Annotated in this window: 15 protein-coding genes; 5 read left to right on the forward strand and 10 right to left on the reverse strand. The window is 67.9% G+C overall.

Annotated features, from left to right (window positions below; translation table 11 throughout):
- Positions 1-65: 65 nt before the first annotated feature.
- A complete protein-coding gene (locus OUA97_RS00470; protein WP_323690504.1) occupies positions 66-692 on the forward strand; it encodes a hypothetical protein in 627 nt (208 codons plus the stop codon).
- Between the two features lie 4 nt (positions 693-696).
- Here the strand turns inward: OUA97_RS00470 and OUA97_RS00475 are convergent, their stop codons facing one another.
- From OUA97_RS00475 to OUA97_RS00485, 3 genes are read right to left on the reverse strand one after another with little or no spacing between them, the layout of a single operon-like run.
- Positions 697-1,380, reverse strand: coding sequence for an aspartate/glutamate racemase family protein (locus OUA97_RS00475; RefSeq protein ID WP_267229756.1), 684 nt, complete (start codon positions 1,378-1,380; stop codon positions 697-699).
- Positions 1,381-1,438: 58 nt separating this feature from the next.
- Positions 1,439-1,918, reverse strand: coding sequence for a glutathione peroxidase (locus OUA97_RS00480; RefSeq protein ID WP_267229757.1), 480 nt, complete (start codon positions 1,916-1,918; stop codon positions 1,439-1,441).
- Positions 1,919-1,958: 40 nt separating this feature from the next.
- On the reverse strand, positions 1,959-2,885 hold the full coding sequence (locus OUA97_RS00485; protein WP_267229758.1) for a Gfo/Idh/MocA family protein: 927 nt from the start codon (positions 2,883-2,885) through the stop codon (positions 1,959-1,961).
- 120 nt (positions 2,886-3,005) lie between these two features.
- On the opposite strand from OUA97_RS00485, the gene OUA97_RS00490 reads away from it, so the two are divergent.
- The 3 genes from OUA97_RS00490 to OUA97_RS00500 all read left to right on the forward strand — a co-directional run bounded on the left by OUA97_RS00490 (position 3,006) and on the right by OUA97_RS00500 (position 5,375).
- Complete coding sequence (locus OUA97_RS00490) at positions 3,006-4,010, forward strand: NADP-dependent oxidoreductase (RefSeq protein ID WP_267229759.1); 1,005 nt, start codon at positions 3,006-3,008, stop codon at positions 4,008-4,010.
- Positions 4,011-4,073: 63 nt separating this feature from the next.
- The gene (locus tag OUA97_RS00495; RefSeq protein WP_267229760.1) at positions 4,074-4,973 is read left to right on the forward strand and encodes a cobalamin biosynthesis protein CbiG; all 900 of its coding nucleotides are present in this window, start codon (positions 4,074-4,076) and stop codon (positions 4,971-4,973) included.
- Between the two features lie 90 nt (positions 4,974-5,063).
- Entirely contained in the window at positions 5,064-5,375 is a 312-nt protein-coding gene (locus tag OUA97_RS00500) for a hypothetical protein (protein WP_267229761.1), read from the forward strand.
- 90 nt (positions 5,376-5,465) lie between these two features.
- Here the strand turns inward: OUA97_RS00500 and OUA97_RS00505 are convergent, their stop codons facing one another.
- Positions 5,466-5,750, reverse strand: a complete 285-nt coding sequence (locus OUA97_RS00505) for a hypothetical protein (RefSeq protein WP_267229762.1) — start codon at positions 5,748-5,750, stop codon at positions 5,466-5,468.
- A 266-nt stretch (positions 5,751-6,016) separates the two neighbouring features.
- Here OUA97_RS00505 and OUA97_RS00510 point away from each other — a divergent pair, with 266 nt between their 5' ends.
- Positions 6,017-6,226 carry a cold-shock protein gene (locus OUA97_RS00510; protein ID WP_267229763.1) on the forward strand — a complete coding sequence of 70 codons (210 nt, stop codon included), beginning with the start codon at positions 6,017-6,019 and terminating at the stop codon, positions 6,224-6,226.
- 503 nt (positions 6,227-6,729) lie between these two features.
- On the opposite strand, the gene OUA97_RS00515 is transcribed toward OUA97_RS00510, so the two are convergent.
- From OUA97_RS00515 to rpiA, 6 genes are all read right to left on the reverse strand, one after another.
- On the reverse strand, positions 6,730-7,137 hold the full coding sequence (locus OUA97_RS00515) for a VanZ family protein (protein WP_267229764.1): 408 nt from the start codon (positions 7,135-7,137) through the stop codon (positions 6,730-6,732).
- 59 nt (positions 7,138-7,196) lie between these two features.
- Complete coding sequence (locus OUA97_RS00520) at positions 7,197-8,573, reverse strand: MATE family efflux transporter (RefSeq protein WP_323690505.1); 1,377 nt, start codon at positions 8,571-8,573, stop codon at positions 7,197-7,199.
- Positions 8,574-8,753: 180 nt separating this feature from the next.
- Positions 8,754-10,133, reverse strand: a complete 1,380-nt coding sequence (locus tag OUA97_RS00525; RefSeq protein WP_267229765.1) for a class II 3-deoxy-7-phosphoheptulonate synthase — start codon at positions 10,131-10,133, stop codon at positions 8,754-8,756.
- Between the two features lie 95 nt (positions 10,134-10,228).
- Positions 10,229-11,425, reverse strand: a complete 1,197-nt coding sequence (locus tag OUA97_RS00530) for an O-antigen ligase family protein (protein ID WP_267229766.1) — start codon at positions 11,423-11,425, stop codon at positions 10,229-10,231.
- Positions 11,422-12,798 (reverse strand): glutathione-disulfide reductase, encoded by a 1,377-nt coding sequence (gene gor, locus OUA97_RS00535; RefSeq protein WP_267229767.1) that lies wholly within the window; start codon positions 12,796-12,798, stop codon positions 11,422-11,424. The genes OUA97_RS00530 and gor overlap by 4 nt, the downstream gene beginning before the upstream one ends.
- A gap of 10 nt (positions 12,799-12,808) precedes the next feature.
- Positions 12,809-13,495, reverse strand: a complete 687-nt coding sequence (gene rpiA / locus OUA97_RS00540; RefSeq protein WP_267229768.1) for a ribose-5-phosphate isomerase RpiA — start codon at positions 13,493-13,495, stop codon at positions 12,809-12,811.
- Positions 13,496-13,531: the final 36 nt, after the last annotated feature.

Consider the following 13,531-nt stretch of genomic DNA (forward strand, 5'->3'; position numbering starts at 1 on the left):
GACACTTCAACCATTCGCGGGCGGCCGCTCTTCTCGGCCTTTGCGAACGGCGCTAGCGTCCAGGCATGAACGAATGGCCCAGGCTCTTCCTACTGTTGGCGCTGGCCGGCGTGGTCGTGACCCTGCTCGGCAGCGCGGCGGCCTGGCTGATGGACGAGGAGCGGCGCATCCGGCGGGCTCTGAAACGGGTCCTGAAGGGACCGGCCGAAGCCGTGATCATCGCCCGCGGGCGCGGCCGGGGCGCGGGGTTCAACACCTCGACCGGCTTGATGGGCGTGGCCTGGGACGCCGGGGCCTGGCTGCTGATCTACCGCCTGGACGAGCTTATGGGCGCCGAGGTAATCGTCGACGGCCAGGTGGTGGCGCGCGCCTATCGCGGCGAACCCCGCCGCGCCCTCGATCAGACGATGGAGCACGCCGCGCGGGTGACGCTGCGGCTGATCTTCGACGACCCGCATCATCCCGACTTCGACCTGGATCTGTGGCTGGCCGGCGACGAGACGCGCCGGCGTGCGACCTCGCCCGGCGACGCCATGCAGGAGGCCAACCGCTGGCTGGCGCGCGCCGAGGCGATCCTGCGCCGTCCGATCGCCCCGCGCGTGGCGGCCGCCATGCCTGGCCCTATTCTCGACGCGTCCGAAGACGAGGAGGAGCCGCCGTTCCAGCTAGGCAGCGACGAGCGGCTGCTGTGAGGCCTTAGCTCAGGGCGAAGTCGACGCCGGCCTGGGCGTGCACCAGGGCCGTGTCGATCACCGGCCGGTCCAGATCGTCCGGCGACAGCAACAGGCCGACTTCAGTGCAGCCGAAGATCACGCAGTCGGCGCCCGATGCCCGGGCGATCATCGCCAGCACCTCGGTCTTCGAGGCGGGCGAAATCACGCCCTGGCACAGCTCGTCATAGATAATCGCGTGCAGCCGCTCGCGTTCGGCGTCGCCGGGGATGCTCGCCTCGACTCCCTGGGCCTTCAGCCGCTCGCGATAGAACGGCTTTTCCATGGTGAAGCGGGTGGCCAGCAGCAGCGGCCGCGAGCAGCCGGCCGCCTTGACCGCATCGGCGGTGGCGTCGGCGATGTGGATCAGCGGCACGCTCACCGCCGCCTGCACCTGTTCGGCGACGAGATGCATGGTGTTGGCGCCGATCATGATCGCCTCGGCGCCGGCCAGTTCCAGTTTGGCGGCGGCCCTGGCCAGCACCTCGCCGGCGCCCTGCCAGTCCCCGTCGGCCTGCATCCGGGCGATCGGCGCGAAATCGACCGACCACATCAGGAGCTGGATGGAGTGCAGGCCGCCCAGCCGCTCGCGCACGAGCCGGTTCATGGCCTGATAGTAGAGCGTCGTGCTCTCGGCGCTCATCCCGCCCAGCAGTCCGACAGTACGCATTGCCCCCCCGACTAGGTAGACTTGCCCCGCCCCGCCGCGGCGAACCGGGGCCTGGGGCCTAAAGCGCCGCCTTGATCGCGCCGACGACCTCGTCGTCCAGCGGCTCGGTGCGCGGGCCGAAGGCGCGGATCAGCTTGCCGTCCTTGCCGACCAGGATCTTGTGGAAGTTCCACACCGGCTCGGCGGGCTCGCCGAGGACTTCCTTGGCCCACTTGTAGAACGGGTGCGCGGTGTCGCCCTTGACGTCGGTCTTGCCGGTCAGCGGGAAGTCGACGTTGAAGCGGGTCTCGCAGAATTCCTTGATCTCGGTCTCGGTGCCCGGCTCCTGGCCCGCGAACTGGTTGCAGGGCACGCCCAGCACCACCAGACCCTGGTCGCGGTAGTCGCTGTAGAGCTTCTCGAGGCCGTCATACTGCGGGGTCAGGCCGCATTGCGAGGCCGTGTTCACCACCAACACGACCTTGTCCCGATAGGTCTCTAGCGGCAGGTGGCCGCCTTCGATGGTGTGGAACTCGAAGTCGTAGGCGAACTTGGTCATGGCCGTGCTCCACCGATGGGGTTGAGCAAGCCTAACGCCGCTAGCGCCGATCCTCCAGCGCCCGTTCGACCGCCAGCGCCAGATCGAGCGCGCGGGCCGCCTCCTGGGCGGTCACGATCGGGCGAGGAGCCTCGCCGCGCACCGCCGCCAGGAACCCCTCGACACTGGTCGCCAGGGTGTCCTTCACGGCGGGAGCCTCGGCATAGTCCTCGTTCAGCGCAAAGCCCGTGGTGTTGCGGAACTTGCGGCTGATGAAGTCGATCTCGACCTCGCCGGACGGATAGACCAGCTTCATGCTGCGCTTGCGCTCCAGAGCCATGCGCGAGGAATCGAACACCGCGGTGAAGCCGTCGTCGAAGGTCACCTCGGCCCGAGCCTGATCCCAGCCGCCAGAGAAGTCGACCGTCCCCTCGCCCTCGACCGCCATGGGCTGGGCGGTCGACAGCGACAGCGCCAGATCCAAGTCGTGGATCATCAGGTCGAGCACCACCGAGACGTCCAGGCTGCGCTCCGACGGCGTGCCATGGCGGATCGACTCCAGGCTCAGCGGCTGTTCGGGAATGTCGAACAGGCCCATGGCCTCGAACACCACCCGCTCCTGATGGCCGCAGGCGACCACGAGGTTCTGCCGGGCGGCCTCGGCTATGATCTTGTCGGCGTCGTCCAGGCTGATGGCGATGGGCTTTTCGATGTAGACGGGCTTACCCGCCTTCAAGGCCGCCAGCGCGCCCTCGATGTGGGCGCTGGCCGGCGAGGCGACGGTGACGACGTCGCAGGCCTCGAGAAACTCGTCGATCTTGTGGAACGCCCGCCCGCCCAGCGGAACCGCCAGCGCCGCGGCGCGGTCCGGGTGATGGGTGTCGAGCACAGCCGACAGCACGGCGCCCTTGGCGCCCGCATACTTGCGCGCATGATGGCCGCCGAACACGCCGGCGCCGATCACGCCGCCTCGCAGGGGTTCGCCCATGGATTCGCTCCGCAACCAACTCTAGCGCCGCGCCTTACACGGAAGCCCCACTCGACGCCACCTGCGCCGCGCGCCAACATGGGCCGCAGACAACGACAGGCGGGCAAGGGAGACGCTGCAATGACCACCTCGCGCGAGGTCCGGCTGAAGAGCCGCCCCGTCGGCACGCCGAGCGCCGACAACTTCGAACTGGCCTCCGTCACCCTGCCCGCGCCCGCCCCCGGCGAGGTCCAGGTGCGCAACGACTGGATGACCGTCGATCCCTACATGCGCGGCCGCATGAACGACGCCAAGAGCTACGCCGCGCCCTTCGCGCTGGGCGAAGCCATGCACGGCGGGGCGATCGGCACGGTGGTCGCCTCCGCCGACGAGAGCTTCAAGCCGGGCGACCTGGTGCAGTCCAACTACGGTTGGCGCGAGGCGTTCAACGCCCATGCCTCGATGGTGCAGAAGCTCGACACAATGGGGCTGCCGCCGCAGGCGTTCCTGGGCGCGGCCGGCATGCCCGGCATGACCGCCTATGCCGGACTGCTGCGGGTCGCGGCCCTGAAGGACGGCGACGTGGTTTTCGTCTCGGCCGCCTCCGGCGCGGTCGGCTCGATGGTCTGCCAGATCGCCAAGCTCAAGGGCCACAAGGTGATCGGCTCGGCCGGCGGGCCGGAGAAGGTTCGCTTCCTGAAGGACGAACTCGGCGTCGACGAGGTGATCGACTACAAGGCCGCGCCCGACCTGATGAAAGCGCTGGAGGCCGCCGCGCCCGAGGGGATCGACGTCTATTTCGACAATGTCGGCGGCGACCACCTGGAGGCAGCGCTCAACTCGGCCCGGCCCTTCGCCCGCTTTGCACTGTGCGGGATGATCTCGATGTACAACGCCACCACTCCGCCGCCGGGCCCGCGCAACATCGCCCAGGCGGTCGGCAAGCAGATCCGCATGGAGGGGTTCATCGTCTCCAGCCACTACGACCTGCTGCAGGCCTTCCACCACGACCTGGCCGAGTGGCACGCCGCCGGCAAGCTGCAGTGGCGCGAGACCGTGCTCGAGGGCATCGAACGTGCGCCCGAGGCCTTCCTCAAGTTGTTCTCCGGCGAGAACTTCGGGAAGATGCTGGTCAAGCTGACCTGAGGGCGTTGGCCGCTCGGGATCGAGCCGCTACAAGCCAAGGGTTAGTCGCCGCCGGAGTTTCCCGTGTCCCGCCTGTTCAGCGCCTATGTGATCGTCGACTGGAGCGCGGCGGCCAAGCCCGCCACGGGCCCGGACTCCGTCTGGATCGGGGTGATGAAGCGCGACCTGCGCTTCCGGCTTTCGTTCGAGGCGTTTAATCCCTCGACCCGCGCCGAGGCCGAGAAGAAGCTCGGCGAGATCCTCGACGACTTCCAGAAGCGCGGCGAGCGCGTGCTGGTCGGCTTCGACTTCCCGCTCGGCTTCCCGCGCGGCCTGGCCAAGGCGCTCGCCCTGCCCGGCGACCTGCCGTGGCGCGCGGTCTGGGACCAGCTCGACAAGATGGTCAAGGACAAGGCCGACAACACCAACAACCGCTTCGGCGTCGGCTCGGAGATCAACCGCCGGCTGACCGGCGGCCCGTTCCCGTTCTGGGGCTGTCCGCCCAAGGACGCGCTGACCACCCTGCAGCCCAAGCGCCCGCGGGCCCATGGCCCCGACGACCTGCCCGAGTTCCGGCATGCGGATTTGGCCGCCAAGGGCGCGGCCTCGATCTGGAAGCTTTACTATAACGGCTCGGTCGGCGGTCAGGCGATCCTGGGCATTCCGGCCGTCCGCCGCCTCAAGCTGGCCCGTGGCGAGGCTGTGAAGGTCTGGCCGTTCGAGGGCGGCTTCAAGGCGTTGACCGAGGCCGACCTGGCCGGCGTGGAAGTGGTCGTGGCCGAGGTCTACCCCTCGCTCTACAAGGCCCAGCCGCAGCCTGGCGAGATCAAGGATCAAGCTCAGGTCCGCGTCACCGCCGAGCACTTCGCGCGACTGGACGAGACCGGCAAGCTGGGCGCGATCTTCGGGGCCAGGAGCTCGGCGGCCGACGTAATCGTCGACGCCGAAACCGAGGAAGGCTGGATCCTGGGCGTCGAGGCCTAGGTCCGGGCCGGCCGCTCGCCAACCCGGTGTCGGTCGCTCAACATGGCGTATTGTGACCCCGCCTGAGCGATGCATGTGATATCATCGCCCATGGAAGAGAAGAGACGCGACGACTTGGCCGCCTCCCGAGCGGAAGAATACGCGCCGCGCCCCACCGGCAGCCTCTTCATGGCCGGCGTAGCAGGCGCCGGTTTGCTTCTCGCCGCTGACGCGATCATTTCGGGCTTCTACGCTTGGCCCCTGCGCGACAATCTCGAAAGCCTTGCGGTGCTCATGGTCGCCGGGTTCGCGGGCGGACTTGCAGTGTTTCTGCGCCTGAAAAAGAAGAACCAGCGCGCGAGGCGCAATGAGCGGGCGCAAATCAATCGAGACGAGGAAGCCAAGTCGCGGCAGCGGCAGTAGGCCAGCGCGCCAACCGCCGGCCTCCGAACCCCACCGCGACGGCGGCCACAGCTTGGGCTCCCGCGCCGCGCAGGCGCGGTCAGGCCGCGCTTAGGACTTGTCGGATTGCTGCTTCATCAACAGTTCGGCTCCGACGGTGACCAGGAACTCGTCGAAATATTGCCGCATGCTCATCGCTGCGGTGCGCACGTCGTCGAGAGGTAGGCTCTGATCAACAATCTGCGTAAGATCTTCAGCAAGGCCGGACAGATAGGCGCGCGGGTTACCTGCTTTCCGGGCGTTATCGCGAACCAACTGCATGATGATGTGATGGTGGACAACTGATCGAGCCTGGAGATCGGCGATCAATCGCGTGAGTTCGATTTCCTTTTGCATTAACAAACTTAGCACAAATCTTCTTTGAGCGTGAGGTGATAACGGCTCGCGCCCCGATATCGCCTTGCAGGCAAGTTATTTTTATTTTTCGCTCGCACCGAGTTGAAATGCGTGAAATGCTTTCAAAATCGATTTGCGATTTAATTTCGGCCGAACAGATATTTTGACCCTAGAGTCAAACTACGGCCCCTCTTGAACCCTCTCGAAAAACCTAAACCACGCCTCTTATTGAGCGCGCGAAAACTCTTATTTGGAGACATTTTCTCATGACTACCGGCACAGTTAAGTGGTTCAACACGGCCAAGGGCTTCGGCTTCATCCAACCCGACAACGGCGGCCCGGACGTGTTTGTCCACATCTCAGCGGTCGAGCGCGCGGGCATGGCCTCCCTGAACGAAGGCCAGAAGCTTGGCTACGAGCTGGAACGCGATCAGCGCAGCGGTAAGACGTCCGCTGGTCAACTGCAGACGGCCTAAGCGTTGGAGGCCTGGGCGGGTTTCTAATCGCGCCCAGGCGACCCCCTACAGGACGAGCGGCCACGTCCAGACTCTTGCCGCCAAGAGCCTCGTCGCCCTGGCGGCCCAGCGCCGACGACCGCGCCGCGCCGCGCCGCGCCGCTCAGCGGTCGCCATTCGGCCGCGCGGCCTCAAGCATTCCCCTCATCGCTGATCGACACCCACACGCTTCAAGCGTTGGCAGACGTCACCGCAAACAACGGAACACAAATGTCCTTCATCTCAGTCGTTCGGCGTCCGAGACGCCCTTACGTCAGTCACGCCCAGCCGGCTCGCCTGACGCCGACGTCCCATTCATCGCCGGGCAAACGGCCGATCCTTCACCTCAAGACGGCCGCCGCAGACTAGCCTGAGAGCTTTCACTAAGCCGCGAAACGGTTCCTAACGCCGACAATGCGGCGCGTCGCGCTCGCGCCGCCTCACGCAAGCAGCTCGATGGGGCCTGGCCCGTCCGGCCTTGTGACCTAGACCGACGAGGCCTCAGGAACCCGGTCGCTGGCCCGGCGACGGCGCTCGACCACCGGCGGGCTGCGCAGCGACTGGATCCACATCGGAACCCAGACCGCGAAAGCGCCGGCCGCGTCGGCGGCCAGGTCGCTGAAGCTGACCCCGCGATGGGTGAACATCTGCGCCACCTCGATCGAGGCCCCCAGCATGACCGCGGCCAACGTGATCTCCAGGCGGCGGTTCTTGGGGAACGCCGCCATCATCAGGACGGTCAGGCCATAGAAGGCGATGAAATGGGCGGCCTTGTCGGCCGGCACGAAGTTCTTCTCCACGCCCTGCAGGCCGGGCGTGACCATGCCGATCCCGCACACCAGGGCGGCGGCGACGAGCAGGCAGCGGGCGGTGGTCTTCGGCGAGAGAACCATGGCCGGCACCCTCGCAGATCAGCGTGAATCGACCGTTCACCGCGCGAAAAATAGTTCCACTACAACCCGCGGCGGGCCAGCATCCAGAAGCGCGCGCTGAGCAGGCCGGCCGACAGGAACGAGGCGGCGATCACCGCCCAGACGATGCCGTTCAGCCCGATCTTCAGATGAATGGCCAGGAACCAGGCCAGCGGCATCATCACCAGCACATAGCTGGTCAGGTGGGTGAAGGTCGGCAGCCAGACGTCGCCGCGCGCCCGCAGCGCCTGGGCGATGACCACCTGCAAGGCGTCGACCAGGAAGAATAGGCACGACAGCACCAGCGCGGTCGAGGCCATGGCCAGCACCATCTTGTCGGAGGTGTAGGCCTGGCTGATCAGCCCTGCGGACGGCCAGATCACCAGCGAGATCACCAGGCCGAAGACTGCGGTCATGCCGAAGCCGATCAGGCCGGCGCGGGTCACCCCGCGGGGGTCTCGCGCCCCATAGGCGCGGCCGACCATCACCGCCGTACCGGTCGACAGGCCCAGCGGCACCATGAAGACCAGCGCCGCGACGTTGAGCACCACCGCCCAGGCCGCGACGTGCAGGCCGCCCATCCAGCCGGCGAAGATGTTCATCGAGGCGAAGGCCGCGACCTCAAAGAAGTTTGAGGCCCCGGCGCCGTAGCCGATACGCCGCTGCTCGACCTCGGCGGGCTTGTCGCGTTCGGGCTTGTTGAACACGCCGAGCGCCCGCGCCTCGGGCATGCGCCAGATGTAGGCCAGCATCGCCAGAGCCAGGAAGGTCCGCGCCCCGGTCGTCGCCCACGCGCCGCCGACCGCGCCCAGCGCCGGCAGGCCGAAATTGCCGGGCACCAGGACGAGCAACAGGGCGAGGTTCACGCCGTTCGCCAGCCACATCATCACCGCGCCGGGCTTGGGCTTGCCGAGCCCCTCAAGCCAGAAGCTCGCGGCCACGCTGAAGGCGTAGCCTGGCAGCGACAGGGCGAAGATCAGCATCGCCTTGGCGGCGCCGTCGGCCAGGTCCTTGTCCAGGCCGATGACGTGCAGGAAGGTCGGGCCGGCCGCCAGGGTGATCGCCATCGACACCACGCCGATCCAGAAGCCGTACGACAGGCCGCGGCGCAGCACCGCGCCGGTCAGTTCGCGTCGCCCCTGCCCGATCCGCCGGGCGGTCATCACCTGCACCCCGGTGAGCAGCCCCACGCACATGGTCACCACGACGCTGGTCGGAGCCCAGGCCAAGGCGTGATAGCCGAGCTGAGTCGCCGAAAAGCGGCCGACGACGATGGCGTCCGACAGGCCCATGACCATGATGCCCAGGCGCGACAGCACGACCGGCCACGAGAGCTTCCACAGCTCCGCGGTTTCCTTGCGCACGACGTCGATTTCGCGCTCTCCCAAGGGAAGAGCAGCCTGGGCCGGGTCGGCCATGTTCTCACCGGTTTTCAAAGAAGGCGCGGAACGTGACGCGTTGCAACACAAGCCGCAAGGGGCGGCTTGGCCGGCATGCTCATTTTCCAGGCGCCCGGCGCCCGCCAAGGCACAAGCGAGCGCTCACCCCGCCGCTTGCCGAACCGGCCGCGGGAGCGCCGAGCGCCCCCGCCATGCAGGTTAGATCGCCGCGCGGAGCGCCGCTTCCAACCGTTCTTCCTTAAGCTTCTCGGCCACCAGGAAGGCCAGTTCGAGCGCCTGCTCGCCGTTCAGGCGCGGGTCGCAGTGGGTGTGATAGCGGTCAGCCAGGTCGCCCTCGGAGAGCGCCCGCGCGCCGCCGAGGCACTCGGTGACGTTCTGGCCGGTCATCTCCAGATGGACGCCGCCAGGGTGCACCCCTTCGGATTCGGCGATCTGCACGAAGCTCTTCACCTCCGACAGGATGCGGTCGAAGGGCCGGGTCTTGTAGCCGTTGGCGGCGGTCAGGGTGTTGCCGTGCATCGGATCGATGGCCCAGACCACCGAGCGGCCGGATTTCTTGGTCGCCTGCAGGAGGCGCGGCAGGCGCTCGGCGATCTTGTCATGGCCGAAGCGGCCGTAGAGCGTCAGGCGGCCCGGTTCGTTCTTCGGGTTCAGCACGTCGATCAGCCGCAGCAGGTCATCCGGCTCCATGGTCGGGCCGCACTTCACGCCGATCGGATTCTTGATGCCGCGGAAGAACTCGATGTGCGCGCCGTCGAGCTGACGGGTGCGCTCACCGATCCAGACCAGGTGGGCCGAGGTGTCGTACCACTCGCCGGAGGTGGAATCGACGCGGGTCATCGCCTCCTCGAAGCCCAGCAGCAGGGCCTCGTGGCTGGTGAAGAACTCCACGCGATGCAGGTCGGGCTGGCTTTCCGGGGTCACGCCGATGGCGGCCATGAAGGTAAGCGCCTCGCTGATCTTCTCGGACAGCTCACGGTACTTGGCCCCCTGCGGGCTGTCGGCGACGAAGCCCAGGGTCCAGCGATGGATGTTGTAGAGATCGGCATAGCCGCCGCCGGCGAAGGCGCGCAGCAGGTTGAGCGTCGAGGCCGACTGGCCATAGGCCTGCAGCAGGCGCTGCGGATCGGGACGACGGGACGCCTCGTCGAACTCCATGCCATTGATGATATCGCCGCGATAGGACGGCAACTCGACGCCGTTCACGATCTCGACCGGTGACGAGCGCGGCTTGGCGAACTGGCCGGCCATGCGCCCCACCTTCACGACCGGCTTGCCGCCGGCGAAGGTCAGCACCACCGCCATCTGCAGGATCAAGCGGAAGGTGTCGCGGATGTTGTCGGCGTGGAATTCCTTGAAGCTCTCGGCGCAGTCGCCGCCCTGCAGCAGGAAGGCGCGGCCTTCGGCGACGTCGCCGAGCAGGCTCTTCAGGCGGCGGGCCTCGCCGGCGAACACCAGCGGCGGCATCCCGCGCAGGACCTGCTCCACCTTCGCCACCTCAGCCAGATCCGGATAGTCGGTCGGCACGTGCTTGGCGGGCTTGTTCCTCCAGGAGGCAGGCGTCCAATGTTCGGTCATGGCTCAACTCCGCGCCCGCACGACGAACGGGCCGAGGGCTTCTAAACCCAGAATGATTGCGCAGTCGATGACGTAGGAAGGCCTTGAGCCCCCTGCTAGGCGTTTTCCAGCCGGCCCTGTCGCAGAACGGCCATGCATCCGGCCGCCGCCAGTCCGCCGACCGCCAGCCACCATTCCTGCCAGACGCCGAACGAGACGGCAGAGAAGGTCAGGTAGGCGACCGCCGTGCCGACGGCGACGCCGCGGCCGACATCGCGGCGCGGCTGGCTCTGGCTGGCGATGGCCACGAACCAGAACACCGCCGCCGCGGTCGCGCCGATCAGGCCGAGCTCAAGCCAGACCTGCAGCGGGCCGTTGTGCGGGTGCAGGGTGATGCCGGGACCGAACGTCCGGCTGGCGTCGATGCCCCAGCCGCGCAGCGGGTGGTCGCCGATCCAGTCGGCCGCATGACGCCAATAGCCTATCCGCAGCGACCAGGAGAGCGGCACCTCGCGCTCCAGCGCCTGGAACCAACCGAGTTGGCGCGTGGCCCAGACCACCGCGGGCGCGGCCAGGAACAGCACCGCCGCGCCGGCCCCGAGCACGCGTGGGGCCCAGACCGGCCAGCGCCACACTGCCCAGACGGCCAGGGCGCTGAGGACCAGGGCGATCACCGGCGCGTCGGCGTCGAGGCCGAAACTTGCGCCCAGGACACCGGCGGCCATCAGCAGGCCCGGCCAGACGCCGGCGCCGGCGCGCCAGCCCGCCAGGGCCCCCGCCGGGGTCAGCACGGCCAGGACGAAGCCGCCCTGGGCGACGTTCTTGACCGCCAGGTCCGGCCGGATCGGGTCGTTGATCGCATTGCGCAGCGCCTGGTAGACGCCGGCCCCGGTCAGGGCCTCGATGGCCAGCAGCGCGCCAAGCAGCGCCATGCCCCAGGCGAAGATGCGCAGGACCAGGATGCGGCTGGCCGAGGGAAGCGCCGCCGCAGCCCGGAACAGCGCCCAATAGAGAACGCCCTGCAGGATCAGCTTCATAGCTGTGGCCTGCCCGGCCTTGGTGGGATGAAACGGGCTCCAGACCATGGAGACCAGCGCCCAGATCGACAGCACCAGGATCGCCAGGGCGGCCGGGCGGTCGCGCTCGGCCATGCGCAGCGCGCCCAGGCTGAGCAGGCCGCTCAGGCCCACAATCGGCGCGAAAGCCAGCGGCCCGACCCAGCCGGCGACGGGCGCCAGCACGAAGGCGAAGGCCAGCACCCAGCCGTACCAGGAGGCCTCCCGGATCGGGGCGCTCGCCTCCGCAGCCGTCACGCCGCCGCGCCCTGGGGCACGTACTTGTCGCGCATCGTCACCAGTTCTTCGGCCAAGGTCGGGTGCACGGCGCACGTCGAATCCCACTGCGGCTTGGTCACGCCCATTTTCAGGGCGATGGCGGCCATCTGGATGATCTCCGGCGAGTCCGGCCCGACCACGTGACACCCGAGGATCTTCTCGGAGCCCGCCTCCACCACCAGCTTGATCATGCAACGCTCGTCGCCCCCGTAGAAGGTCGTCTTCATCGGCCTGAAGCGGGACAGGTAGATGTCGACCTTGCCATGAAGATGGCGGGCGTCGGCCTCGGACAGGCCGACCGAGCCGACCGGCGGCTGCGAGAACACCGCCGAGGCGACCATGTCGTGATCGAAGCTGGTCGGGTTGCCGTAGAACTCGGTCTGGGCGAAGGCCGCGCCTTCACGGATGGCCACCGGGGTCAGGTTGATCCGGTCGGTGACGTCGCCAACCGCCCAGATGTTGTCGACGTTGGTCTTCGAGAACTTGTCGACGACGATAGCGCCGACATCGTTGAGGGCGACGCCCGCGGTCTCCAGGCCCAGGCCCTCGACATACGGCTTGCGGCCGGTGGCGAACATCACGACGTCGGTCTCGATGTCGCCGCAGCCGTCCATGTGGCTGACCAGGCCGCTGGCCGTTTTTTCGATGCTCTGGTGCTGGCAGCCGAGCATGATCTTCACGCCGCGCTTCTTCATCTCCTCGGTGACGTGCGAGCGAATGTCGTCGTCGAAACCGCGCAGGATGTTCGGGCCGCGATAGACCAGGGTGGTGTCGACTCCCAGCCCCGCGAAGATGCCCGCGAATTCGACGGCGATGTACCCGCCGCCGGCGACCATGATCCGCTTGGGCAGCTCCGGCAGATGGAAGGCTTCTTCCGAGGTGATGATGTGCTCGGCGCCGGCGAAATCGGTCGGCGTCCAGGGCCGCCCGCCGGTGGCGATCAGGATCTTGCCCGCGGTCACCTCGCCCTTGCCGACCAGTTCGACGGTGTGGGCGTCCTTCAGGCGGGCCTTGGCATGGACGATCTCGACCCCGGCGTTGCTGAGGTTGGTCACATAGATCCCCGACAGGCGGGCGATCTCGCGATCCTTGGCCTCCAGGAAGCGCTTCCAGTCGAACTGAGCCTCGCCGACGCTCCAGCCGTAGCCTTCGGCGACCTGGGCCTGGTTGGCGAATTCCGAGGCGTAGACCATGAATTTCTTGGGCACGCAGCCGCGGATCACGCAGGTGCCGCCGACGCGGTGCTCCTCGGCCATGCCGACCTTGGCGCCCGACAGCGCCGCCAGCCGTCCGGCCCGCACGCCGCCCGAACCGGCCCCGATCACGAAGAGGTCGTAGTCGTAGTTCGCCACAGATGACTCCTTACGGCTCGAGGGTGACGACGCCGTCCGGCGTGCCCACCAGGGCCATGTCCGCGAGGTCCAGAAAGAGGCCGTGATCGACCACGCCGGTCACGCTCTTCAGCGCGTCGGCGAGCTGGGCGGGGTCCTCGATACGCCCGCAAGCTGCGTCATAGATGAGGTTGCCGCCGTCGGTTTTCACCGGGGCGCCGTCCTTGATCCGCAAACGCGGCGCGATCCCGAGATCGCACTCGGCCAGGGCGTCGCAGATCCGCAGGGCCGTGGTCTCATGTCCGAAAGCCACGACCTCGATCGGCAGGGGAAACTTGCCCAGCTTGGCCACGCGCTTTTCGGCGTCGGCGATGACCACGCAGCGCCGGGAGGCCTCCCAGACCAGCTTCTCGCGCAGCAGGGCCGCGCCGCCGCCCTTGATCAGCGACAGGGCCGGACCGATCTCGTCGGCGCCGTCGATGGTCAGGTCGATCGATTTCACCTGGCCGAGTTCGCCCAGCCGGATGCCGAGACTCTGCGCCAGCTGGGCGGTCGCCAGCGAGGTCGGGACCCCGACGATGTCCAGCCCCAAGGCAGCCAGCGCCCTGACGAACCAGGCGGCGGTCGAGCCGGTGCCCAGGCCGACGGTCATGCCGTTCTCGACAAGGGCGGCGGCGGCCTCGCCGGCGGCGCGCTTCTGATCGTCTGCTGTGTTCATGGCGGTGACATAGGCCAAGCGCGGACGCGCCGCGAC

The organism is Phenylobacterium sp. 58.2.17 (assembly GCF_026411515.1).
In the GTDB taxonomy this organism is placed as follows: domain Bacteria; phylum Pseudomonadota; class Alphaproteobacteria; order Caulobacterales; family Caulobacteraceae; genus Phenylobacterium.